23 protein-coding genes and 1 tRNA gene are annotated in these 25278 nt (G+C 54.9%); 9 read left to right on the plus strand and 15 right to left on the minus strand.

The genetic code is table 11. The features are described 5' to 3' along the window. Positions 1 to 160: 160 nt before the first annotated feature. The 4 genes from WCX19_RS07940 to WCX19_RS07955 all read right to left on the minus strand — a co-directional run bounded on the left by WCX19_RS07940 (position 161) and on the right by WCX19_RS07955 (position 6841). Complete coding sequence (locus WCX19_RS07940; RefSeq protein ID WP_373006898.1) at positions 161 to 2983, minus strand: PGF-pre-PGF domain-containing protein; 2823 nt, start codon at positions 2981 to 2983, stop codon at positions 161 to 163. 255 nt (positions 2984 to 3238) lie between these two features. Further along, the gene (locus tag WCX19_RS07945; RefSeq protein WP_373006900.1) at positions 3239 to 4165 is read right to left on the minus strand and encodes a PAS domain S-box protein; all 927 of its coding nucleotides are present in this window, start codon (positions 4163 to 4165) and stop codon (positions 3239 to 3241) included. A 419-nt stretch (positions 4166 to 4584) separates the two neighbouring features. Next, entirely contained in the window at positions 4585 to 5205 is a 621-nt protein-coding gene (locus WCX19_RS07950; protein ID WP_373006902.1) for an RAD55 family ATPase, read from the minus strand. Between the two features lie 94 nt (positions 5206 to 5299). Continuing rightward, on the minus strand, positions 5300 to 6841 hold the full coding sequence (locus WCX19_RS07955; RefSeq protein ID WP_373006904.1) for a class I adenylate-forming enzyme family protein: 1542 nt from the start codon (positions 6839 to 6841) through the stop codon (positions 5300 to 5302). Positions 6842 to 7002: 161 nt separating this feature from the next. Here WCX19_RS07955 and WCX19_RS07960 point away from each other — a divergent pair, with 161 nt between their 5' ends. Together WCX19_RS07960 and WCX19_RS07965 are read left to right on the plus strand one after the other, a co-directional pair. Beyond that, a complete protein-coding gene (locus WCX19_RS07960) occupies positions 7003 to 7560 on the plus strand; it encodes a hypothetical protein (protein ID WP_373006906.1) in 558 nt (185 codons plus the stop codon). Positions 7561 to 7685: 125 nt separating this feature from the next. Continuing rightward, positions 7686 to 7952, plus strand: a complete 267-nt coding sequence (locus tag WCX19_RS07965; protein WP_373006908.1) for a hypothetical protein — start codon at positions 7686 to 7688, stop codon at positions 7950 to 7952. A gap of 83 nt (positions 7953 to 8035) precedes the next feature. On the opposite strand, the gene trxA is transcribed toward WCX19_RS07965, so the two are convergent. Further along, positions 8036 to 8437 carry a thioredoxin gene (gene trxA, locus WCX19_RS07970; protein ID WP_373006910.1) on the minus strand — a complete coding sequence of 134 codons (402 nt, stop codon included), beginning with the start codon at positions 8435 to 8437 and terminating at the stop codon, positions 8036 to 8038. 119 nt (positions 8438 to 8556) lie between these two features. On the opposite strand from trxA, the gene WCX19_RS07975 reads away from it, so the two are divergent. Then, a tRNA-Met gene (locus tag WCX19_RS07975) sits at positions 8557 to 8631 on the plus strand. Between the two features lie 76 nt (positions 8632 to 8707). Here the strand turns inward: WCX19_RS07975 and WCX19_RS07980 are convergent. From WCX19_RS07980 to WCX19_RS07995, 4 genes are all read right to left on the minus strand, one after another. After that, a complete protein-coding gene (locus WCX19_RS07980) occupies positions 8708 to 9385 on the minus strand; it encodes a trans-aconitate 2-methyltransferase (protein WP_373006912.1) in 678 nt (225 codons plus the stop codon). Positions 9386 to 9539: 154 nt separating this feature from the next. After that, entirely contained in the window at positions 9540 to 10970 is a 1431-nt protein-coding gene (purF, locus tag WCX19_RS07985) for an amidophosphoribosyltransferase (RefSeq protein ID WP_373006914.1), read from the minus strand. Between the two features lie 9 nt (positions 10971 to 10979). Further along, on the minus strand, positions 10980 to 11162 hold the full coding sequence (locus WCX19_RS07990) for a 50S ribosomal protein L37e (protein WP_373006916.1): 183 nt from the start codon (positions 11160 to 11162) through the stop codon (positions 10980 to 10982). An 11-nt stretch (positions 11163 to 11173) separates the two neighbouring features. Beyond that, complete coding sequence (locus WCX19_RS07995) at positions 11174 to 11404, minus strand: LSM domain-containing protein (protein ID WP_011991105.1); 231 nt, start codon at positions 11402 to 11404, stop codon at positions 11174 to 11176. A 220-nt stretch (positions 11405 to 11624) separates the two neighbouring features. On the opposite strand from WCX19_RS07995, the gene WCX19_RS08000 reads away from it, so the two are divergent. The 4 genes from WCX19_RS08000 (at position 11625) to WCX19_RS08015 (ending at position 14644) form a co-directional block, all read left to right on the plus strand. Next, entirely contained in the window at positions 11625 to 12122 is a 498-nt protein-coding gene (locus WCX19_RS08000) for an RNA-binding protein (RefSeq protein ID WP_373006918.1), read from the plus strand. A 92-nt stretch (positions 12123 to 12214) separates the two neighbouring features. Then, a complete protein-coding gene (gene sepF / locus WCX19_RS08005; protein ID WP_373006920.1) occupies positions 12215 to 12583 on the plus strand; it encodes a cell division protein SepF in 369 nt (122 codons plus the stop codon). 4 nt (positions 12584 to 12587) lie between these two features. After that, entirely contained in the window at positions 12588 to 13127 is a 540-nt protein-coding gene (locus WCX19_RS08010; RefSeq protein ID WP_373006922.1) for a ZPR1 zinc finger domain-containing protein, read from the plus strand. Between the two features lie 26 nt (positions 13128 to 13153). Further along, the gene (locus tag WCX19_RS08015; RefSeq protein WP_373006924.1) at positions 13154 to 14644 is read left to right on the plus strand and encodes an ATP-binding protein; all 1491 of its coding nucleotides are present in this window, start codon (positions 13154 to 13156) and stop codon (positions 14642 to 14644) included. Between the two features lie 1139 nt (positions 14645 to 15783). Here WCX19_RS08015 and WCX19_RS08020 read toward each other — a convergent pair. The 5 genes from WCX19_RS08020 to WCX19_RS08040 form a co-directional block, all read right to left on the minus strand. Further along, a complete protein-coding gene (locus WCX19_RS08020; protein WP_373006926.1) occupies positions 15784 to 15990 on the minus strand; it encodes a hypothetical protein in 207 nt (68 codons plus the stop codon). Between the two features lie 1031 nt (positions 15991 to 17021). Further along, positions 17022 to 17342: an AIR synthase-related protein gene (locus WCX19_RS08025; RefSeq protein WP_373006928.1), complete on the minus strand. Its 321-nt coding sequence runs from the start codon at positions 17340 to 17342 to the stop codon at positions 17022 to 17024. 99 nt (positions 17343 to 17441) lie between these two features. Beyond that, positions 17442 to 17876 (minus strand): hypothetical protein, encoded by a 435-nt coding sequence (locus WCX19_RS08030; RefSeq protein ID WP_373006930.1) that lies wholly within the window; start codon positions 17874 to 17876, stop codon positions 17442 to 17444. A gap of 95 nt (positions 17877 to 17971) precedes the next feature. Next, positions 17972 to 18964 (minus strand): phosphoribosylformylglycinamidine cyclo-ligase, encoded by a 993-nt coding sequence (gene purM / locus WCX19_RS08035; RefSeq protein ID WP_373006932.1) that lies wholly within the window; start codon positions 18962 to 18964, stop codon positions 17972 to 17974. Continuing rightward, on the minus strand, positions 18961 to 20358 hold the full coding sequence (locus tag WCX19_RS08040; RefSeq protein WP_373006934.1) for an aspartate kinase: 1398 nt from the start codon (positions 20356 to 20358) through the stop codon (positions 18961 to 18963). Before WCX19_RS08040 ends, purM begins: the two co-directional genes overlap by 4 nt. Positions 20359 to 20419: 61 nt before the next feature. Between WCX19_RS08040 and tfrA the strand changes: the two genes are divergently transcribed. After that, positions 20420 to 22048, plus strand: coding sequence for a fumarate reductase (CoM/CoB) subunit TfrA (gene tfrA, locus WCX19_RS08045; protein ID WP_373006936.1), 1629 nt, complete (start codon positions 20420 to 20422; stop codon positions 22046 to 22048). Next, entirely contained in the window at positions 22045 to 23508 is a 1464-nt protein-coding gene (gene tfrB / locus WCX19_RS08050; RefSeq protein WP_373006938.1) for a fumarate reductase (CoM/CoB) subunit TfrB, read from the plus strand. Before tfrA ends, tfrB begins: the two co-directional genes overlap by 4 nt. Positions 23509 to 24035: 527 nt before the next feature. Here the strand turns inward: tfrB and WCX19_RS08055 are convergent. Further along, positions 24036 to 25187: an FAD-dependent oxidoreductase gene (locus WCX19_RS08055; protein ID WP_373006940.1), complete on the minus strand. Its 1152-nt coding sequence runs from the start codon at positions 25185 to 25187 to the stop codon at positions 24036 to 24038. Positions 25188 to 25278: the final 91 nt, after the last annotated feature.

Here is a 25278-nt window from a genome sequence, read left to right on the forward strand (position 1 = left end):
GAATTTTTCTTATATACGATAATTTTTGCGGAAAGATAACCGTTGGTTTATCCTTGCGTTTTCCTCGTGGATCCTCAAGATTTCAAGGATGATCCGGGGTGTCTAAAAAAACGGCCCGTCCGATGAAATGAACGGACGGGGAATTGGGATGCAGGCGTTATTAATCGTACTTCGTAAAGAGCGCCGGGTTCTGGCGCCGTATCCACCAGCGCCGGCCGAGGACCGCACCGACTGCCACCACTGCAATCCCGCCAATACCGGCAAGGATTATCGTAAGGACCGGGATGCCGGACGAACCGGTGGCACCGGCCGGTACAGCGGTGGTTGCGGTTGTGACCGGGGCGGATGTCCCGGCAGAGGCAGTCTTCATGGATGCCGGGGCCGGTGAGGTAACAACTACAGCCTGTGTTGTGCTGACCGGGACGGATGCGGCCGCCGGTTCTGTCACGGTCACATTGGCGGAGGCTGTGCCGGCCCGGGCCGCGATAGCAAAGTACGAGAAACCCGGTGTTGTCGCCGTGAAGTAATACGCATTCCCGGACGTGTAATGGTACGTCGTGGGCAGCTCTGCCCAGGTGCCATCATGGTACCGCATCAGAACGATATCTGTCGGGGCAAGACCGTGCGCCGAAATCCATGCACCGGAAACCGCGAACGTGATCGTGCCCGAGCTGATCGCGGACGGGTTGACCGCGACCGGTGATATAGCGACGATCCCGGCGATGGTCCGGCCGTCCGGTGCGTGCGAGGTCGCACCGGTATCGGTGACGGTGAGATCGGTTGAGCCAAGCGTTCCCGAAGGTACGATGCTCACCGTGGTGATCGCATACGTATAGTCCGTGCTGCCGGCGCTGATCGGCTCATTGACGGCAAAGGTCATCGTGCCGCCGGCCGGGGTTCCGGGTGCAGTTACCGCAAACGATGTGCCCCGGCCGGAGTCCCCGGAGGTATCGGCATCGGTGCTGTCAGAAGAGGTGACCGTTACCGGCACAAAAACGGTCTGGCCGTCAACGGTGGCAGAGATGTTTGCATTCCCTGCCGAAGACGGTGCAAATGTGGTGGTGCCCGCACCGGCCACGAGGTTTCCCGAAGTTGGCTGGAGAAGACCGGAAACGCCGGTAAAAGACCAGGCAACCGGGATCCCGTCCGGGACGAAAATTCCCCCAGCCGCGGTATCAGTGCCGGCAGAGGTGTTGGTGATAGTTACCCGGACTGAAGAGGTCCGGGAGGTTGTGACTGATGACGGTGCAGCGGAGATGTCCATCACGAGCCAGGGGTCATACGATACCGGACCATGTACCAAGGTCGAAAAGTGTGGACTATTCGTGCCCCACCAGTTCTTCGTGGCGGTGACGGGAATTGTGGCATTGACCGCATAACCCTGGCTGCTGTCATTTACCAGCCGGGAAAAGCTGATGGTGCATGAACCCTTGGGAAGCATATGTGGGCCGCCATAGAAGACTGCACCGCCATAGGCAGCCGAGCAGTTGGCAATCGTGGACGAGGTTACAGTGACATCAGAATTGCGGTAGGCAAGGATAGCGCCGCCGTTCCCCTTCGTCGAGCAGTTCGTGATGGATGAAGAGGTTACCGTGACCACTCCACCGGCATTAATAGCACCCCCGGTTTTTGATGCCGAACAGTTGGTAATGGTGGATGTATCGGTCAGCGTTACATCGCCATCCGTTCCAATCGCTCCGCCATATTGTGCCGAGCAGCCGGATATCACGGAGGACTCCATGATTACTCCGCCACTTCCTGCGGAGACTGCCCCGCCGCTCTGTGCCGTGCAGTTGGATATCTCTGACGAGATCAGTATTCCCCAGTTCGCCGCGTAAATACCACCGCCAGATTGTGCTGAGCAGTTCGTGATGCTGGATGACACGAGCGTTGTATTGCCATAGGAGTATATGGCACCGCCTAAGTCGCCCGAAGTGCATCCGGAGATTGTTGAGGCTGTCACCGTGAGATCGCCCTCTGTGTTGATAGCGCCGCCATCATTAGATGAGCAGTTGGCAATAGTGGACGAGGTCACCGAGGCGTCAGAATTGTATGCCAGGATAGCACCGCCGTCCCCCTCCGTCGAGCAGTTGGTAATGGATGAAGAGGTGACCGTTACCACCCCCCCGGCATTAATAGCGCCCCCGGTTTTTGATGCCGAACAGTTGGTGATGGTGGATGAACCTGTCATCGTTACATCGCCATCCGTTCCAATCGCTCCGCCGTATTGTGCCGAGCAGCCGGATATCACGGACGACTCCATGATTACTCCGCCACTCCCTGCGGAGACAGCGCCGCCGCTCTGTGCCGTGCAGTTGGATATCTCTGACGAGATCAGTATTCCCCAGTTCGCCACGTAGATACCACCGCCATATTGCGCTGCGCAGTTCGTGATGCTGGATGACACGAGCGTGGTATTCCCATAGGTGTATATGGCACCGCCCATGCTCCCTAACGAGGTGCAGCCGGATATTGTTGAGGCCGTCACCGTGAGATTGCCCAGTGTGGAGACAGCGCCACCGGCATTAGCCGAGCAGTTCGTGATGGTGGATGAGGTGATGGAGACCTCCCCGGAGGCATTGATTGCTCCTCCATTCTCACCGGTCACCGCACCGTTCTGCAGGGCCAGGTTGTCGAGAGAAAGGGAACCGGTGCCGGTATTTACGTTGAAGATCCTGCCCAAACCCCGGGCGTCAATGATCGTGTCTGCTGAGCTGCCGCCGTTGGCGGTGTCGGCCCTGATGGTGATGTTGCGTGGGATCGTAAGATCGTGCTCCCGGTAGACCCCGGGCATGAGGATCAGCGTTCCGCCGTCATCGACTTTGCTTAAGTTACCTGCGATTGCCGTTGCCGACGAGTTATCTATGGTAACTACCGGATCGGCCAGGGCCGGCGCCACCAGTGCAAGCGCTATGATCACGATCAGCAGGAATACCTGAATAGGGATGGATCGTCCCGAACCGTTTGAAAATATTCTCGTCATATCATATCCTCACGTTTCCGGCACCGGGCCTGTCACAGATCCTTTCTAAAAAAAATCCCATCAAACGACCGGTCCCTAGTATATGGTAAAGTAATCCCGGCAGGAACCATTCGAAGGGATTCTTCTTTTAGGATCTGGGATAATATGACTCTTAAAAAAATTGCGAATCACTAGTGATTATCACTTGGGACTGGCGGTACCGATTTGCCTCGTGAGCCAGATAACTTACTTCTTTATGGAATTTTGCATTCGGCCTTATCGGGGCTGCCCCGGGACACTGCGGAGCACGCCGTTTATCCCCGTACAGGCACCCGCTGCATCCGTCAGGGCCATGAAGGACCCTTCGATCCACGCCACCCGACCCTTTTTGTCCGCTATCCGGAACCGGATTCCTGTCGCCGTCCCTTTTTTGAGGGTGGCGGCAAACCCGGTCAGGACGGCTTTTTGGTCTTCGGGTACGACAATGTCAAAAAACGGCTTGCCGGAGAGTTCGTCCGGTGCACGTCCGTACTCCGCGATCCGGGGGCTGATATAGGTGATCCTCCCTTCGGCATCGGCAGAAAAGACGGTATCCGGGATATGCTCCACAAGATCCCGGTAAAACTTTTCCTCCTCCCGCAGCGCAATTTCGAGTTTCTTCTTGTCCGTGATATCCTGGCTTACTGCCATCATGCCGAGCGAGCCGTCCGGGAACTGGACCGGCATGTGCAGGATCTCGAAAAACTTGTGCGTCCCCCGGAAGTCCTCTTCCACAATGACGGTGCCTGCCTCGCCGGCAAGGGCTCTTTCCATCGCCACCCTGCACTCGTCCACGTTGACTACCACTCCTTCGAGGGTCTCGGGAAGGAAGCGGCCGATAAAATCCTCTTCGGCCATCCCGACCGTATCCGGGATCCACTTGTTGAGCTGGACAACGTTGAGGCTGCTGTCCGTGATGCAGTAGTGTTTTGAGGTGTATTCCATGTACGTGGTGACTGGGATCCGCTTTGAGAGGAAATACACCTTGGCGTTTCCGACCATCTGGATATCGATAAGGCCCTGTGCGGCCATCACGTCCAGGTGCCGGCCTGCGGACATGCGGTTGATCCCGGTCTTTTCCGCAATCTGGAGAATGTTGAGGCCCCGGGGATTTTTCTTGAGCAGGTCGAAGATCAGGGTGGCAGAATCAGGTTTTGCGGTCATGGTAACCCCCGGGAAAACCAAAATTCCCCGGAAAGCCATTGCAGAATACTTTCTTATTAGATCTTGAACGGGTTTGCGTTAATACGAATCGATGTGGTCCCCGTGCCCGGATCGTGTTTCATCCTCAAAACCCCTTTTTTAAGATCGTTTCCTAAAACGAACGGGTCGTACTTCTTCCAGGATCCCGTGGTCTTAACCAGATTGTTTTTTTAATTTCCCGATGCCTGCCCGAACTTTTGCTGAAAATCGTCCGGTCGCGGGACCGGAGTGTTGAGATGAAGTTTTCGGTCCGTTTCCGCAGATCTTCCGAAATCATCCACTCCCCTACAGGTGATCGCAGGAAACGATCCGGCCCTTCGGTTCATGGATCAGACACTGTCGCTATAAACAAAGCAGGAGATTATCAGGTACACCGGCACCTACACGACTCTCGATGTCGTCGATGCTTCGATCCCGTGCTCCGTGATAATGAACGGCAGGAGACGCTGGGGGGCGGCGGCATCCCGGATCTTGTGCACGGCAAGCGTCCGCTCGATCTCGCTCTGGTGAACATCTGTTTTGAGTTCCACCACGAGATCCGCTGCACGCATGATCCGTGTCATCTCGACGGGGGTATGGACATTTGAATAGACAATAAACATCATATTTGCTTTGCGCTTCCGCATCTCATCGCGTGCGAGCCGCAAAAATTTCAGTGCCGTGTCGATCCCGTATTTTATTACAATAGTTGAAAAAGAATCAACGACGATTCTCCCGCCGATCATCTGGGGGAGGTACATCTCAGGGTGAAGCTCATCGGCATCCACCATGCCCGTCTCCACGTCCCCGTCGTTCATCAGGTAGGTGCCCTCTTCACCTTCCACTTTCCAGAACTGCATCGCGGCAAGGTCAACACCGGCAAGCGGCGTGCCGTACACCATGATAATCGATCCTTCGGGAAACCCCCCCTCCAGAAGAAGGTTGAGGCCCACGATGCCAGTAGATCGCTTCTTTGGCCTGCCGTTGATCGAGACATCAGCAATCCGACTTTTTGTCTCCACGTTCGGGTGCTCCGGCTAACATTATTGGTCGGATGGTTAAAAAGGTTCCGAAAATTGAGCCGTTTTTGTCGCAGAATATTTTTGTAATCCTGCTTTATGACCGGATTCCGCCGAATTTTTCCCGCAGGGTACGGCGCAGGAGTTTCCAGCCATGCACCCGGGGAAGGGCGTCTACGATGATAAGCCGGCGCGGAACCTTGTAGCCGGCAAGATGGATACGGCAGAACGATTCAAACTCTTCTTCGGTAAGCGTGGTGCCGGCCTTCACGACGACCGCTGCCACCGGGATTTCACCCCGCCGCTCGTCCGGGACGCCAAAGACCGCCACATCCGCGACCGCCGGGTGCTGGACGACCACGTTCTCCACTTCGGTCGGATAGACCTTCCAGCCCGACATGATGATCATGTCCTTTTTCCGGTCAGTGATGTAGAGTATGCCGTCAGCATCCATGTACCCGATGTCGCCCGTCAAAAACCAGCCGTCTGCCTGAAAGACGGCATTTGTTGCCTCGGGCAGGTTCCAGTAACCTTGTGCAACGGACGGCCCGCGAAGCGCGATCTCGCCAACCTCTCCTGCGGGCATCTCTGTTTCCGGATTGTCCACGGACACGACCCTGACCTCCGTGTAACCGACAGCGACACCCACACTCTGGTAGTGCCGGGTGAGATCGGGGTACTCAGGGATAGTGGTCGTGCCGGACCCGATCACGATCGTTTCCGATAAGCCATACGAGTTCGCGACCGGGATATGGTAACGCTTGTCGAACGCCTCCCAGACCGCGGGCAGCAACTGGCCCCCACCCGAGATGATGAGCCGGGCGGTGCGGAGCCGGTCTTCTGTACCCGGTGCGCTGTGGACGAGCGTATGGATGACCGGAGGCATACCGGCAAGGACCGTCACCCGGTACTTTTCGGCAAGCGTAAGGTAATGCTCCGGCTCGAAACGCTCCATCATCACGAACGTCCCGCCGGCCCGCAGCACGGCAAATCCCCACGATAATCCGACGTGGCCCATCGGGTAGATCCCGAGATACACATCGTCCGGCCTGAGCCGGAGGGCTTCCCTCTCCGCGTCAAGTGCCGTCATCCAGTTGCCGTGGGTGAGCATGGCGCCTTTGGGTTTTCCGGTCGTCCCGGCCGTGTACTGGAGGTGGCAGAGATCGTCCATCGCGCAGTTGGCCGCCCGCATGGATGCAGGGGCCGGGGGAAACGATTCCCACGCAACAACACCGGTTCCCGTTCCTCCCACACAGATGATATGGGCAAGGGCCGGGGCTTTTTTCTGTACTTCCGCGACAATGCCCACACCCCGCACATCCGTGATAATCGCACTGGCACCGGCATCGCTGACTGCATGCAGCAGTTCCTCTCCCTGGTACACAATGTTTGTCGGGACGGCCACGGCACCGATCCGCCAGATCGCAAAATAGCTGATCAGGTACTCGGGCGAACTGTCGAGATAGATGCAAACCCGGTCGCCTTTTTTTATTCCAAGACGCAAAAGGCCGTTCCCGACCCGGTTCATCTCCATGCGGAGTTGTAAATAACTGTACGTCTCGTTCCGCGACGGGCAGATGAGGGCCGCTTTTGCTTCGGGAACACTCTTTGCATCAAGAAGCGTGGTAACATTAGACATGGCCGCTGGTCCGAACTGATGATAATAATTAGACGTTGACGTATATACGTGTTCATTTTATCGATTGATGGAAGGGAGTACTGGCAGTTCCTCATCATACTCCCGACCACAATTTTGTAATAATTGTGTACCAAAGGTACCCCTGAGGAATCGGTGCGGACATGGCAGATATTCGTAATTTTATCGGGTTTGCGCAGAATGAGACCCTGATCAAGGAGTACGACGGCTTCCGGTTGTATTTTCCGGTGAAGGCTAAGGTCAGCCTTGCCGTGACCAGCAAACGACTTGTCGCCTACTCTTCTGTCAAGAGTTTCTTTGACCCAAAAACAGAATCCCTCTTCCAGCAGGTCAACCTCGCTGACATCAGGGGAGTCGGTGTCGTACAGTCGATGAGGTTCCGTATCGGTCTCATCGCTTTTGGAATTGTTGTCCTGCTTGCAGGGCTGAGTACGGCTATCGGGTTGAAAGGGAACACGCTCCCGGAGTACGGTGGGATCGCGTGTAGCGTTATCGGTGTTATCCTGCTCATTGCAGGTATTTTCTGGAAAAAGCACCTGTCCCGGTTTGAGGTCTGGGGAAATGCCTGGGTTCTCTCGATTGGCGAATTTGATAATGTGAGTCCGGTGATCACCGGTGGCCCGGACCTGCTCAAGGTTGTCGAGGAACTAGGAGCCCTCATCATCGAGATCCAGGAGGGAACACTGTATGCCGGGGAGTGACCTGGGCTGCTGCCACACCGGTAGCTGTACCGGTGATCCTGCCCGGTGGAACATGTCCCATGCCCGGGAGCCGGGCCGGGAACAATAAGTTTTTTGTATCGTGACCCGTATGATAACTGATATCTATGGCTGAGGAAACGCATCAGGAACAACCGCCCCGCCAGCACCACGAACGGGGCACGTATCCCCATCACATGCGGGATCATCATAACCAGCCGCCCCATCCGGTAGCGGAACCACGGCCCCAGGAACCGGCCGGGGAAAATCTCGATGCTGCAGAGAACGAGGAAGAACATGCGGAGTCACAGCACCGGTCGCACGGGAGCCATCGCGGCGGCAGGCCGGCAAAGAAAGTCTACGAAGAATTTTTAAACGATCCGTACTGTGAATAAAACAGCATCAGGAAAATTTGTTTTTTAATCCGGTGGATCGGAATCCGGCGGGTGTGCTCCCGGATAAAATCCGCGTGTCCCGTTCACGGGAAATTCCGTATAATTTTTTCCCGGATCGCTTCCTTGGGGTACGCCCCGATCACCCGGTCCATCATCCTGCCGTGCGAGAAGAAGACGATGTTTGGGATCGCCGAGATGTCAAACTGCATCGCCAGCTGCTGGTTCTCGTCCGTGTTGCATTTTCCGAACGTGACCTTCCCGGCAAATTCCTGCGCGAGCTCCTCGATGACCGGCCCGACCCGCCGGCACGGCCCGCACCACTCGGCCCAGAAATCGACCACGAGCGCCGGGTGCTGCCGGAGCAGGTCGCCAAAGTGCAGCTGGTCGACCGTGATCACGGCGCCTGTCACGCTCTGGCGCTCCATCTTTTCTTTTAATGCCGCCATCCTTTTTTCGCGGATCGCCTCAAGTTCGTTATCGTCCATAGGTGAAAATTGGGAAGCGCTGATAATTGAATCTAGCGAACGGGACCGGTCTTCCGACAGTCCTTTTTTAGTAAACTATATCAGCGCCTGCCATCTATATTATAGTCCTGATTATAGGAAGCGAGGTAGGGTAGTCAGGATATCCCGTCGGGCTCATAACCCGAAGATCGATGGTTCAAATCCATCCCTCGCTACTTTTCCTTTTTGTCACCCGGAAACGCCGGTGCTCGTACCTGTGACGGATAAATCCTGCTGACACAGGGCTAAAAATTATTCTTTCCGTGCAACAGTCACAATGAAATTCCGGTTTTTGTACACGACATCCACATCGGAAAAACCGGCCTCGTGCAGCCACGAAAGCTGCACGGATAATTTCTCGTTCTTGTCCAGCGTGTCCCGGCGCCGGCGGATCTCCGCAGACTCCTGTGTGTCGAGCGGCCCCCTCTGTAAAAAAGCATCCCAGTAATCCCGGTACTTCCTGGTGAAGTACAGCGTCTCCCCCTCGGCCTGGTCAGCATTGACAAATACCCCGCCTGGTGCAAGCACGGAAAATATCCGCCCGAAGAGCCGGCGTTTGTCTGCCGGTTCGAGATGGTGGATCGAGAGCGCCGAGCAGACGAGATCGTAGGGTCCGCTGAGATCCACCCGGGAATAATCCCCGGTCCGGAAAACAACATTTTTGCAGCCGGAGAACCGTTCCTTTGCAACAGCAAGCATCTTCTCCGAAATATCCAGCAGGGTGATCGTTGAGGCAGGATATTTTAAAAGAAGCATGGCACTTAAAAGCCCGGTCCCTGCACCGACATCGAGAATTGCAGGCGACGCGGACGGACTTTCGGCTGCCCAGACCGCAGCGCCATAAAACTGCCGCAGGTCGGGGATGACATACTCACGCTGGGCGTCGTATCCTGTCGCAACCGCATCGAAGGCCTTCCTGATATGCTCCATGCTCCTCTTGCTCCCAATAAAACCCGTAAACAATTGCCACCGGGCAGCTCGCCGGGTTCCTTACACCGGGTTAGTCTGTGCAGGCAAAAAAGGTACCACTCTGCCACGCGGGAATTCCGGTGAAAAATAGGGAAAATAAAACCGGGGACCGCCGTTACGAGGTCCCGGCTTCGAACGATTCAAGTTTGGACTGGAAGGTCCCGTCCACGAAATCCACCTGCCGGGGGTTTGCGGTCTCGCCATCGATGGGCACCGGGTAGCAGCCGGTGAGGCACCCGGTGCAGAGATCCTCGCGGTCAAACCCGATCGCTTTTACGAGGGCTTCAAGCGAGATGTGATGGAGCGAGGTCGCCGTGATGCAGCGCCGGACCTCCTCTTCTGCCTTGTCGCTTGCGATTAGTTCCTTTCGGGTCGGCATATCGACGCCGAGATAACAGGGCGCCTTGATGGCGGGAGAACCGATCCGCATGTGCACCTCGCGTGCACCTGCGTCCCGCATCATCTCGATGATCCTCTTTGATGTCGTGCCCCGCACGATGCTGTCATCCACGAGCACCACGGACTTGTCCTTCAAGTGGCCCGGGATCGGGTTGAGCTTGATCCGGACCGCCCGCTCCCGCGCCTGCTGCGTCGGCATGATGAACGTCCGGCCCATATACCGGTTCTTCATGAGGCTCTCCACGAACGGGATCCGGGATCGTTCCGCGTACCCGATCGCGTAGGCAGTCCCGGAGTCCGGCACCGAGCCGACAGAATCCGCTTTTACCGGCGCCTCCTCGTGGAGTTGCTGGCCGATCGCCCGGCGCACATCGTACACGAGCACCCCGTCCATCACGGCATCCGCCCGTGCAAAATAGATGTACTCGAAGATACAGTGGGCACGCCTGCCCGCGACCGCGATCTGCGTGCACCGCACACCCTCGCTGTCCATCCGGATCAGTTCGCCGGGTTTTACATCGCGGAGGAACTTCCCGTTTAAGGCATCGATCGCCACGCTCTCGGACGCGACGATATACCCTTTCTCGATTTTCCCTAGGCAGAACGGCTTGATGCCAAGGGGATCGCGGAACGCGTAGATCACGCCGTCGATCATGATCACGACCGAGTACGAGCCCTGCATCCGTTTCATGCAGAGATGCACCGCGTCCTCCACGCAGCCCGAGGCGGTGATCTCTTCGATTAAGATCTTCGCGATGATCTCCGTATCGGTCGTGGTCGTAAACATCTGGCCGGCCTGCTCGTACTCCCGCCGGAGTTCGCAGGTATTGACCAGGTTCCCGTTGTGGGCAACCGAGATGAAATGCTCCTTGAACTGGAAATTCAACGGCTGGATATTCTCCGGCAGGTTTGCACCGGTTGTCGGGTACCGCACATGGCCGATACCGGCCGTGCCTTTCAAATCTTTTAAAACAGACGGGGAAAAAACATCAGCGACAAGCCCCTGCCCCTTGAACTTACAGAGACTTGTCCCATCAAATGTGGATATTCCGGCGCTCTCCTGGCCACGATGCTGGAGTGCATACATGGCATAGTAAAGCTGGATGGAAACACCGCCAGCATCGACGATGCCAACGATACCACACATGGTACTACTCTAATGCGTCGGAGTTTTTGGTCGCTTGCTGTGCCACTTGTAGTTTTGCATCTTGGTGCTTCTGCCAAACCCGCAGGAAGAGCAGACTTTCTTCTGGGCGTGGAACGAGATCTTGCCACAGCGCCGGCAGGCGATGTGGGTAAACTTGTTCATCTTACCCATTGATGGTGTGCCTTTTGTCATGTTATTTCACCCTATGATTCCAGCGATGGCGAGATATAGATCACGTTGTCTCCACGGACGATAAGCGTGCCTACCTTTACTACCTGCCCGTTCTCTGTTTCCTCAGCCTTGTCAAGGACGAGGTTCATATGAACATCGTAACCCTGAAGAACTCCCCGGATCTCTCTCCCGCCTTTGAGGGAGACGATAACGGGCTGGCGGTTCAGCACCAGATCTAAAATATCCAACGGTCTCTTGGTCATACTAAATACCCTGTATTACCATCGCTCTGGAGTAATATATTTGAGTGAGCACTCTACTTAAACATAGCGTAGACCGGCATGGGAAAAGAAGGTTTCCGGTGCCCTCGAACGAGAAGCCCGGTACCGAAAATTCCTGACGGATTTCACGGTAAACTTGTATACCTGTTCCGGGCCGGGAAAAATTTTTAGCCCTTGCCCGGGAGAATGTAGGAACAGGACAATGAAAAAAATTATCGTAAAAAAACGGCATTCCATTCGCAAAAGCCAGGCAGAAGACCTGCTCTCCCGGCTCGCACTCCAGATCGGGCCATCTGCCACGCTCTTTCATGCCGAGATGATCGAGATCATTGAAACGAACGCAGATGTCGCGCTTTACCTTGTGAATAAAAAACCCCTACTCATGGACACCGGGGACTGGGTCTTTCCCACGCTCAAAGGGGCCGTCCAGATTCCATTCCCCGAGCGGATGGTCACGGTCGATGCCGGTGCAATCCCGTACGTGGTAAATGGCGCAGATATAATGCGGCCGGGAATTGTCACAGTCAGCGATGACATCGTGGCCGGGAGCCCGGTCCAGATTGCTGACGAACGGCATAAAAAGCCGCTCGCTATCGGCGTCGCGCTCATGGACGGGCCGGCACTACGGGCAAGCGCACAGGGAAAGATGTGCAAAAATTTCCACCATGTCGGCGATGAACTCTGGAACCTTGAACTGTAACATTTTTGAAATGTCAGAAAAAGAGGGGAAATCCGGCCGTTTCTGCCTTTTACATCGATACCATTAAATAATTTTCTCCGTACAGTTTTTTTATGGTTAAGATCATTGACACACTTTTGGGGAAAAATGCCACCAGTTCCGACGATGATTACATGGAACTTGACCTCAGTTCCTACGAGGAACACGGCAGCGGTTCCCCCGCGCTCCTGGTAAAAATTGCAACAATTGCGGATCTCAAGGACACCCCCCGGGTCAAGGACGAGGTCTATAACGGGAATATTGTGATCGTCGATATCTCGCGCCTGAAAATGGACAAGATCTCGTACGAGCGTGTCTTAAAGGACTTAAAGGAAGTCGCAAAGGATGTGAACGGGGATATCATCGGCCTCGGCGACCAGCGGTATGTCGTCCTCACACCGATGTCCGTGAAGATCTCGCGCGACAAGATTGGCGGGGCATAACCCTTTGCGCACGATCGTTCCGGGACCGTGTCCATACTGCAATACTGAAATAGAATATCTCTACCAGACGGAAAATATTCCCTATTTTTCTGATATTCTCATTATCTCTGCCATCTGCCCGTCCTGCGGGTACCGGTACGTGGATACGCAGCTCTTAAAAGATGCCGGGCCGGTGCGGTACGAGATGCCGGTCACGACAAAAGAAGACCTTGATGTGCGCGTGGTGCGGAGCATGACCGGCATGATCGAGATCCCGGAGCTCGGCGTCCGGATCGACCCGGGCCCGGCCTGCGAGGGGTTCGTGACCAATGTCGAGGGCGTGCTCGACCGGAGCGCACAGGCCATCAAGCTCGCGGTAAAAGACGGGGACGGGACCGAGAAAGAGAATGGCCGCGTGCTCCTGGAAACGATCGAATGCATCAAAACCGGCGGGCTGCCGGTTACCCTGATCATCCAGGACCCGATGGGAAACAGCGTGCTTGTCTCTGATAAGGCGGAGAAAAAAGCATTCGTGGCTGATGATCCGGATGCGTGCGGGGACTAAAGGGCCTGATCAGGACAAGTACGCACATGACAATGACGACCGCAACAAGCAGGAAGATGACACCAATCGGCATATTTGTCAGCAGTGTGCAAAAGGAATTAAATAAAGAGAGGGCAGCTATCCGTGATTACATCAAGACGGATCGGCTGCTCCGGATTTACTTTGAACCATTCCTCTTCGAGGATCTTCCGGCGCTTGATCGAAAACCGGACGAACTCTATCTGGACGAAGTGGACCGGTGCTCAATCTACCTGGGAATTTTTGGCAACGAATACGGCCCGGAGAACAAGCACGGATTTTCCCCCACCGAACGTGAATTTGAACGGGCAACAGAGAAGAGCAAATACCGGTTAATTTTTGTGAAGGGCAACGATGACCGTAAGCGTCATCCGAAAATGCAGAAACTTATCAGCAGGGCAGCACCTCATGTTGTGCGACGGCGTTTCACCACTATTGACGAATTGAAAAAAGAATTGTATGATGCATTAGTCCAGTTCCTGTGTGACAGCAAAATTATCTCCTGTACTCCATTCGACGAATCCGCCTGTCCCGGAGCGACGTTACATGATATCTCCGATGAGAAAGTCGCATGGTTTATTCCTGTAGCAAAAAAAGAAAGAGGTTTTCCCCTCAACCCGGGAACCCCGACCGAACAGGTACTAAAACATCTGGATTTGCTGGAGGAATCCCAACCCAGCAATGCGGCGATTCTCCTGTTCGGCACAAAGCCCCAGAGGTTCATGCCGACCGCCGAAATCAAATGCATGCACTATCATGGAACGGTGGTCGCAAAGCCGATACCCTCCCATCAGATATTTACCGGAACTCTTTTTGATCAGGTGGACCAGGCTACGGATTTTGTTCTCTCAAAAATCAATCGCTCTGTGCCTCCCCGTGATTCAGCACCGGTCAGTGAAACAAGGTACGAGATTCCAAAAGAAGTGATTCAGGAAGCGGTGGTCAATGCAGTTGCTCACCGGGATTATACCTCGGCAGCAAGCGTGCAGGTGAGTGTCTTTTCAGATCGGATTGAAGTGCGAAATCCCGGCAGCCTCCCCCCGGACCTTACCTTCGAAGACCTGAAGATTAAGCATAGCTCCCGGCCACGCAACCACCGGATTGCTCTTCCTCTTTACTTCACGCACTATATCGAAAAAATCGGATATGGAACAATCCAGATGACGACCGGATGCAGAGACTCGGGGCTTCCGGAACCGGAATTTTCCCAGAGCGGCGGGGAATTTGTTGTCACCCTCTGGAGAGACTGGATGACCGATGCGGTGCTGGCAGAATTCAGACTCAATGAACGTCAAAAACGAGCGATCCAATTCGTGAAAGAAAAAGGTAGTATTAATAATTCAGAGTATCAGGACCTCGTAAAAATATCCATGCGTAATGCCACCCGTGACCTCAAAGAGCTCGTTGAAAAAGGGATCTTTGAGAAGAGGGGAATTCACGGAAAAGGAGTTCATTATGTCCTGGGTAAAAGCGCCAGAAAAGCGCCAGAAGCGCCATGAACCCCGGGGCCTTGTAAATTTAATGATGGATAGCCGGATTACAAAAGCGCCATATAAGCGCCAATAGCGCCACTTATATCCCCCTACCGGCGTGAAAGATTTCGGTCATATCACTCACGCAGTTCCGCACCCCTTCCGGTCAAACGACTCAGAAAGGTAACATATGACTTTAGTGCACGGGGAAAAATGATGGTACGTTTGCAGCAACTTACCGGAAACCCATTCGGTCAAACGACTCAAGAAATGAATCACACGACTCAGTGCATCAAGTCCCGGGAACGCACCAGACCCGCACATTCGAAGGGGGTATTTGAAAAAACCGGGAAGTGTTCAGGAAACGGCACATATTATTCATTGAGCAAAGGGGCCTAAGGGGACATGCATCAGAATCTACGATGTAATCAAATGGTAGGCTTCTCAGATCCGACCCCCAAAACAGCCCTTTTTTTCAGTTCCATGTGCCCCAGCCCATCCGGCAAAAGATCGACCGTCCTTTTGGGCCTATTTGGTCCCTTTTTTGAGCACAGTTCATACCGATTCCCACCAATCTGACAATACATCAGGGAGATCGCAAAACAACCGGCCCCCTTTTTCGCGATTTCGTCCTCTTTTTACACGAGAAATTTCCTTCACGGGAGATTGTCTCCGTCGGAGAGGGGGGATGGGGGTAGGGTGAGTAATCAAACGAAGACGACAAAATCGAAAAGGTTATCGTGCGTCAGACATACAAAGGCAAATATGAAAACAAGAATCATAATAATCATATTGTTCTGTCTTATTGTCAGCATTTTTGTGAGCGGTTGTGCTACAATCGGGAATGTTGGTGTCGCTGGTACATACATAAGTAACCAGAATGCCACACTAGTGTTAAATTCCGATGGAACTTACATTCAAGGCACGACAATGAGGAAGGAGACTGGAACATATTATGTCAGTGGTGACGACCTAGCGATGTGCATGGGGTCTACCGACCCGTGTCAGGGTCAAATTGTAAGCGTTCCCTTTTACAAAATTTCAGGTAGTAAATTATTGTATCCTTCTGGTGGCGTTGCTTATATAAAACAATAATTTTTTGGCGGGTATGAAAAAACGAAACTCCCCTTGTAGATTCCGAGTTTTTCATACCAGCCAATATAGCCCTACCTTTTAAATTCGCCACAAAAATCCTCCTCCCCCACAACAGGCCACACCTGAGAGCCTTCCTTTCGGGATGGAGGGTATCTTTTACAATAACCCCGTGTCTCTTTCTCGTCAACGTCAGAAAATCCTGCGGCTTTCATCAACATGATATATCTTTCATCCTTTTGCCAGTATCTACAATTTTTACAAATGTTGATTTTTTCCATATTCCTCACTGTCTTTCTGCATCGTAACAGATATCAATTTTTTCGAAAAGTAGTTCATGGATTTGCACTTGAGTTGCTAGATCTTGCAGGATGTCGCTTTACTTCATAAATATTTTTTTTCGCTTCAGCCATTTTTTCTGGAGATGCGAATATATCTGGAAAACATGTATGCAAACAGGTGATATCACTCTTCTCAAATGCCCGTGCCTGTAGGTTCCGCGCTTTTTAAAAAAAAGTTCAGTTGCTTGAGCCGGCCATTTTCCGGAAAGTCCGGTAACTTCAACGAACTTTTTTCGAAATTTTCGATAACCTTCGCGGCCTTTTTTTAAAAGTTTGGTAACTGTGTCAGGCTTTTTTTTAAATCACGCTGGAAAAAAATCCCGGCTCAGGTAACCTGCACAGTTCATGCCGATTCCCACCAATCTGACAACAGATCCGGGAGATCGTAAAACAACAGGCCCCCTTTTTCGCGATTTCATCCCCTTTTTACACGAGAAATCTCCTTCACGGGAGAGGGTCTCCGTCGGAGTGTGGGGATGGTAGGTAGGGTGAGTTATCAAACGAAGGCGATAAAATCGAAAACGTTATCGTGTGCCAGACATACAAAGGCAAATATGAAAACGAAAATCATAATAATCATATTGTTCTGTCTTATTGTCGGTATCTTTGTCAGTGGTTGCACATCCTCGATACAGAATGCGAGCGTCGCTGGGACATATAAAAGCAAGGATAATACTCAAACATTGGTGCTGAATCCAGACGGAACTTTCCTTATGCCAGATAATCAGAATCCAAATTTGCGGAGCGGAACATATGAAATAGTAGATAGTGGTGATTCCCGTTATCAAGGTTTTAACTTTTGTTACCAATCCCAATATAGCACTAATAAAAACAATTGTCGCCTTCAATTTGGTGAAATATCAGGAAACAAGATATATGTAACCAGCATGGTTGAAATTAATCCAAATTACTATGATTGGATTAAAGTATCATAATTTTTTATAAAAATCCCGTTGGAAAAAAATCCCGGCTCAGGTAACCTGCACATCCCCAAGCCATGCGCCGGGTTTCTCGATAACTTCCCCGACCACCCGGGCGCCGTCCACGAGTTTTGTCACCGCGTCAACAGATTCCGGCGGCACGACATACGCATACCCCATGCCCATATTGAAGGTGCGGTACATCTCGATGGGCGAGATCTTCCCGGTCTCCTGGATCCACCGGAAGATCTCCGGGGGAGTGAGCGGGTTGTCGAACCGGAACCAGAACTTGCTGAGCCTCAGGAAGTTCAGCAGGCCGCCGCCCGTGATATGGCACATCCCGTGCACCGTGCAGGTGTCGGCGACATGCATGCGCCCGTGCGTCGGGGGGAGCCCTCAACAGCACACTCGATGAAAAAATTAAAAAACTCGCATAAGAGGACCCGACGGGAATTTGGGGATTTTCAGAAGTCACCTGCGGGACCCGGATTTTCCCCGGATAAACGCCTCGACACCGAACCGGTCCGGGTGCCGGATCTCCCTGACACCGTTGCCTTCATAGGTCCGGTCGTGCTTCTGCAACAGCTCCCGCAGCTCCCTTTTTGTTCGGTCAGGGCGTTTTGTGACACTTGATTTAAGGTGGGATTTTAGGATCTTCCCCTCATGCACCTGCCGGGAGTGTTCCTCACAGAGAACAATGATCGCATGGGCCGGGTTTTCATCGTGCCGGTGGGGGGATCCCGACAGCATTCCGATCTGACAGATGTCCAGGGCATCAGCGGGGTACAGTGTACCGCAGTACTCGCACTTACCGATAAGCTCCCCAATCTGCCGCTTTGTCCTTACAGACAGGACAATGTGGGATCTCCGGGGTTGGGAGGGGTCTGAGCCGGAATCGGTCGTCATGGTCTAATACCTTGGTGTCCGCCAGTTCTCTTTACGGATACATCCCTTTTTCCCTGATACGAAAAAAAGATTGCCCTCTTTTATGCGGGCCCGGCTCAGGTAACCTGCACATCCCCGAGCCATGCGCCGGGTTTCTCGATAACTTCCCCGACCACCCGGGCGCCGTCCACGAGTTTTGTCACCGCATCAACAGATTCGGGCGGGACGACATAGGCATACCCCATGCCCATGTTGAACGTCCGGTACATCTCGATCGGCGAGATCTTCCCGGTCTCCTGGATCCACCGGAAGATCTCCGGGGGCGTGAGCGGGTTGTCGAACCGGAACCCGAACTTGCTGAGCCTCAAAAAGTTTAAGAGTCCCCCGCCCGTGACGTGGCACATGCCGTGCACCGTGCAGGTGTCGGCCACATGCAGGCTCTCGTGGTAGATCCGGGTCGGTGTTAAGAGTTCCCGGCCGAGCGTCTTCCCGCTCGAAAGTTTCTGGTCATAGTCCGCGTATTTTTCCACGATGTTCCGGGCGAGCGAGAGGCCGTTACTGTGGACGCCGGTTGAGGAAACGCCGATGATCTTGTCGCCGGGCCTGATCTTGTCGCCCGTAACAATCCGGTCCTTGGCCTGGACCCCCATGCAGGTGCCGGCAAGGTCGAGGCCGTTTACGAGGCCCTTTAAGGAAGCGGTCTCCCCGCCCACGATATCGATGTTTGCCTGCCGTGCCCCCTCGTTGAGGCCAAGACCGATCTGCGCCATCTTCTCGATCGAGAGCCGGTCGGTCGCGATGTAATCCACAAAAGCGATCGGCTCCACGTGCATCACGTAGAGATCGTTCACGTTCATCGCGATGCAGTCGATCCCGACCGTGCTCCAGTCCTGGAGTTTGTCTGCAACGAGCATCTTTGTCCCCACGCCATCGGTGGTGAGGGCAAGGGCTTTGGGACCGAAATCAATCAGGCCGGCAAAGTGCCCGACGTTCCCGAGCATCGTGTAGCTACCTTTCCGTTTGAAACTTAGGTTTTTGATCAGCGCTTTTATCGCGGTCGCTTCAAGATCGATGTCGACGCCTGCATCGCGGTATGCATTCTCTGTCATTCAGATTCCTCCGAGAGCCGGAACTCGTCATGCAGTACCCGTACCGCACGCGGGCCGTCCTCCTGTTTAACCACAAACGAGATGTTCGCCTCGCTTGACCCCTGCGAGATCATCATAAGGTTGATCCCGGCCCGGCCTAGAGCCGTAAAGACCCGGCCGCCGGTCCCGGCTGCACCGGCCATACCGGCCCCGACCACGGCCACCGCACAGACATCCTTGTTGTGCGTCACCTCACGCACGATGCCGTCCTTTACGAGAAATTCTAAGGCCGCCACCGCGGTCGGGAGGTGCGATTCGTCAACGATTAAGGAGATGTTTGCCTCGCTTGAGCCCTGCGTGATCATCATAACGTTGACTTCCTTGTCGGCAAGGGCAGAGAAGATCGCTTTTGCGACGCCGGGCCTTCCGATCATCTGGGCGCCGTTGATATTGATCGAGGCGACCTTGTCGATGTAGGTGAGCGCCTTTACCACCCGGCTGTCCCGGTGGCCGTTTCTCACGATCATCGTGCCGGGTGCATCGGGATTAAACGTGTTTTTCACCCGCACAAGGATGTTCTTTCTCATCGCCGGGTCAATCGAACGCGGGTGCATGACCTTTGCGCCGAAGTACGAAAGTTCCATGACCTCGATGTATGAGACGCTTTTAAGGACACGGGCATCGTTTATCACCCGGGGGTCGGAGGTCATGATGCCGTCGACATCCGTCCAGATCCAGATCTCGTCCGCATCGATACCGGCCCCAATAATGGACGCGGAGTAATCCGATCCGCTCCGCCCGAGTGTCGTAATGATCCCGCTCTCGGTGCAGCCCATGAACCCCATGATGACCGGAATCTCTTTTTTTAAGAGAGGTTCGATCTTCTTTTTAATCCGTTCGTCGCTTTCAACGAGTGCGGTCGCCTCGCCGTGCTGGGGAGTGGTGAGGATGCCGGCTTCGCAGCCGTCAAAAACGGTCGACGGGATGTCGCGCTGGCGGAGCGCCGCACCGACAATCGGGGCAAGCAGCCGTTCGCCAAATGAAATGACGTAGTCTTTTGAACGGGGCGTGAGTTCTCGCAGATTGTGAATAGCAGAAAGGATGTGCTGGAGGCTCGCGAGCCGCTTTTCAATGACAGCCCCGACTTCCTTAACATAATCCGGTGCAGCCCCTTCAAGAGTGGTCATGTGACGCTGTCGGAGCGCGGCGATCAGCGGAGCAACCTCCGAACAGTTCTGTGCAGTGGGAAGTTTTTCTGCAAGGGCGATGAGCTGATCGGTCACACCGCGCTGCGCAGAGACCACGACCGCGACTTCGTCGCCGGCTTTATGGTGTTTTTCGAGGATGTCAACAACGCGTTTGATACACTGCGCATCGGCAACGGAAGTCCCGCCAAATTTCATCAGCAATTTCATTTTGGTTCACTCTGGCATGTACCATTTATTTATGTAACCATACGACGCACAGAATAATAATATGCATGCAGAGAACGTGGTGGACTGCCATGTGCTGGTGATCGGCAGCGGCGGCGCCGGGGTGCGGGCGGCAATTGAAGCAGCCGGGCATGGCGACACGGTGCTTGTCACAAAAACCATCGCAGGAAAAGGCGGTTGCACCACGATGGCCGAAGGAGGCTACAACGCGGTGCTGAAAAAAGAGGACTCCTGCGAGATCCACTACGAGGACACGCTCAAAGGTGGAGCATTCTTAAACGACCCGGATCTCGTGAAGATCCTCGTGCAGGAATCCCCGCTGCGCATGGCCGACCTGATCCGGTGGGGCGCGGTTTTTGATTTTACGGACAAGGATGAGATCGCCCAGCGCCCGTTCGGCGGCCAGCGGTTCCCCCGGACCTGCTACGCAGGCGACCGGACCGGTCATGAGATGATGATGACCTTAATGGAGCAGCTTGATGCTTCAGATGTGACAAAACTCCAGGAAGTGACCGTGATAGACCTGCTCAAAGACGGAGACCGGGTCACAGGTGCTATCGCGCTCGACGAAAACGGATCGATCGTTGTTATCACGGCCGACAGCACGATCCTTGCAACTGGCGGAGGATCCCGGGTCTACGATGTCTCCACGAACTCGTCAAGCGGGACGGGCGACGGTTTTGCAATGGGATACCGGGCGGGGGCGGAACTCGTCGATATGGAGATGGTCCAGTTCCACCCGACCGGCGCGGTGTACCCGTACGATGCACGGGGCCGGCTCATCACGGAAGCGGTTCGGGGCGAGGGGGGACTCCTCAAGAACCGGCTCGGCGAGCGGTTCATGAAAAAATACGATCCCGATCGGATGGAGCTCTCGACCCGGGACGTGGTCGCCCGGGCGATAGCGACCGAGATTGCGGCAGGAAGGGGCACACCGCGTGGCGGGGTGTATCTCGATGTAACCCACCTTTCACGGGAGCAGATCGAGAGTCGTCTGCCGGTGATGCTCGAGCAGTTCCTCAAGTACGGCGTGGATATCCGGACCGAGCCCATGGAAGTCGCCCCGACCGCCCACCACATCATGGGGGGCCTGAAGATCACACCGGAATGCAAAACCACTCTGCCGGGTCTTTTTGCCTGCGGAGAATCGGCAGGGGGTGTGCAGGGTGCAAACCGTCTTGGCGGGAATGCCCTTGCCGACACGCAGGTCTTCGGGAAACGCGCCGGGGAATTTGCAGCACGGGCGGAGAAAAGGGTAAAGAAGATCGACCCGGCCCAGATTACCCGGCAGGAAGAGCGGCTCGACCGGTTCCTCGCGGGAACAGAAAATCCGGCGGTTGTGCGAACCGAACTCCAGCAGGCCATGTGGAAGGGCGCCGGGATCTCCCGGGACGAGGCCGGGCTCAAAAATGCGCTTGCCGTAACAAGCCGGCTCATGCAGGCCTCCCTTAAGGCAGCGTCCACGAAAAACCTCGCGGACTGCTGTATTGTTGAAAACATGTGCCTGACGGCATCGCTTATCTGCCGCTCGGCGCTGATCCGGCCCGAGTCCCGGGGCGCCCACATGCGGATCGACATTGCCCAGGAATGGGACGCGGCGCACTCGCCCTACGGCCACACGTTCATCGCGAAAAACCGCGAAGGGATTGAAAAAAGGAAGGTGGCGGCATGAAGGAACTCCACGTAACCGTCCAGCGCTTTGACCCGAAAAAGGATAAAGAATCCCGGTATGAGTCCTACACGGTCAGCGTGAACGATGGCGCCCGGGTTCTCCATGTCCTGCACGCGATCCACGATACGATCGATCCCACGCTCGCGTACCGGTACTGCTGCAGTTCCGGGCAGTGCGGAAGCTGTGCCGTGCGGGTGAACGGCGAACCGGTCCTTGCCTGCATGGAAGAGGCAAAAGATGACATCACGATTGCGCCCCTGAACCTCCCGGTAAAAAGGGATCTCGTTGTGGATCTTCTCCCGAAGATCGAGCAGATCGCATCGTTCAGACCGGCGGCAGGAGCGGACACCAAACTGCCGACAAAAGAAGAGATCGACGCGATAAAACCTCTTCGGGACTGCATCGAGTGCCTGGCCTGTGTCTCGATCTGCCCGGCGATGGACGTGACACAGTTCCTGGGCCCTACCGCGATGCGGCAGGAGATGCGGCTCGCCCTTGACCCGCGTGACACCGGTGACCGGGTGCCGGACGCAATCCGGGACGGCCTGTTTAACTGCACGAGCTGCCAGGCGTGCTACAAGGCCTGCCCGAAGAAGATCAAAATCCCGGGGAAGGCAATCGAGAAACTCCGGGCGCTTGCAAACCAGCGGGGCTTCACGCTCCCCCGGCACCGGGAAGTCGCCGCACTCATCAAAGAGACGGGCAGGAGTGTCGTACGGACCACGCCGACGTTCATGGAGCAGGTCGGTGAAAGGATCGAGCCTTTCGGGCCGGCCAGGGCAACCGTGGGATTTTTTGTCGGCTGCATGTACAACATGCGCCAGCAGCAGTCCGCGTTCGATGCGATCGAAGTCCTCAAAAGAAACGGCATCCGGGTGATCATCCCTCACGATCAGATCTGCTGCGGCTCGCCCCTGATCCGGACCGGGCAGCTGGCGATCACCGATTCGCTCAGGCAGCGTAATATCGACACGTTCCAGTCCCGGGGGATCGACACCGTGATGACGATGTGCGCCGGGTGCGGTTCGACCCTCAAGCACGATTACGAAACGCCGTTTGCGGTGCTGGACATCAACCAGCTGCTCACAAAATACGGGATCGAGCCCCCGGCCCGGCTCCCCATCAAGGCGACCTACCATGATCCCTGCCACCTGATGCGGGGACAGGATGTCAAGGAAGAGCCCCGGCAGCTGATCCGGCAGGTGGTCGATCTTGTCGAGATGCCATCCATCTGCTGCGGGTCCGGCGGCGGGGTGAAGTCGGGCGTGCCGGAGGAAGCGGCAGCCCTCGGGAAGCGGAGGGGCGAGGAGATCAAAAAGACCGGGGCCGATATCGTGATCACCTCCTGCCCGTTCTGCGAGTTCCACATCGCAAGCCACACGGACAAGCCGGTGAAGAATATCATGACGGTTTTGCTTGAGGGGTACCGGGAGAAGGACCGGCGGGCGGGAAAGAAGTAAGCAGTGAAATTACATTATATTTTTTTCGTCGCCCCTCTCATGTACCGCCAGAGTCAAAGCGCCCGGGGGCTTTTTTATCTGCCTCACCATTATTGAGATTCGACATCCCGCACCGGGGGCAGGGGGTTGTGGAAACCACCCCTGGTGACACCGGGTATTCCGGGCCCGATTCAGGCTCCGATTACCTCACTTTTCCGGCCGGGAGTCACTCATGGATCCAAAACCGGCACTTATTCGGGATCCAAAAGGGATGTTCACGTCGGAGAGCCCCGGCACCTAATAGCAGCGTTCCTGCGGCCGGTTTTTTAGAAAAGGTGCTGGCGGATGTGGGATCGAAAAGAACGCGGATATGGGGCGCCGGAGGGGATTCGGGAGGGTTCACGTCGGAGGATTTTTATAGGATGCAGAATTTTTAATTGATTTGCCCTTTCCAAACCCGTTTCCGTATCGATAAAAAAAACTTCGACCCTCCGGGAGAATAAGGATTGAAACTACACCCGGCACGTACACGGATAACCGTAAAAAAATCACCTAGTTTTCATCAAATACTCATACGCCTCAAGCGCAGCCTTCGCCCCATCCCCGGCCGCGATAATAATCTGCTTGCTTTTCACCGAGGTCACATCCCCGGCCGCAAAAACCCCGGCCCGGCTCGTTTTGCCATCGACATCCACGATAATCTCGCCCAAGTCGTTTAAATCCACGAGGCCGTCAAGGATCTCCGTGTTCGGGGTCCAGCCGATCTCGATAAAGACTCCATCGACCCCGATGTTCTGGTCGGGCTGGCCCTCCGTCTTTATCGTGATCTGATCGAGGAACTGGTCGCCCGAAAGCCCGGTAATCTGCGAGTGCTGGTGCACGGTGATGTTCTTGATCTCTTCGAGCTTTTTTAAGTAGACCGGATCCGCCTTGATCGTACTCCTCACGATCAGGCTCACGGACGACGCGATCCCGCTCATCTCGATCGCAGTCTGGACAGCCGAGTTCCCGCCGCCGACAATCGCCACCTTCTTTTCCTTGTAGAGCGGCCCGTCGCAGGTCGAACAGATCGAGAGCCCGCGCCCGAGATACTTCTCTTCCTCCGACACGCCGAGTTTCTTTGGCTGTTTTCCCTGCGTCAGGATCAGGCTCTTTGCTTTCAGGAGAGCCCCGGATGCAGTCGTGACCTCAAAAATTCCCTCGGCCTGCACGATTCCGCTCACCCGTATGAGTTCGAGCCGGACATCGAGCGTGCGCACCTGCTCCTCGAATTTTTTCATCAGGTCTTCGCCGGTGACCATCCGGTAGCCCATGTAGTTCTCGATCGCCCATGACTCCAGCGCCTGGCCGCCGATATTTTCCGACACGATAAGAGTCTTTAAAAGTTTTCGTGCACAGTACACCCCGGCGGTCAGCCCGGCCGGGCCGGCGCCCACGATAAGGACATCGTAGGTATCGGTTGTCGCAGGCGTCCCGAACAGCTCGTTCAACCGCCGGGAATCAAACCCGACAATGATCTCGTCATCGACCGTGATAACCGGTACCCCGCGCTGGCCCGAAAGAGTAATCATTTTCTGGGCCGCAACTGCATCTACTCCGACATCGATGGCGGTATAGGTCACACCCTGCTTATCGAGGAACGCCTTTGCCATCCGGCAGTATGGGCAGTTTTTGGTGGAATAAACGGTAACCATGCTCATGAATGCGAAGAGGTTTTTTCGCGGATATAAACATTGTGCAGTTGCATGGTGAGGAGCAATTCCTCAGAAGCGCAAATTTCTTTTCCCGTGA

This window comes from Methanoregula sp. (assembly GCF_041663825.1).
In the GTDB taxonomy this organism is placed as follows: domain Archaea; phylum Halobacteriota; class Methanomicrobia; order Methanomicrobiales; family Methanospirillaceae; genus Methanoregula.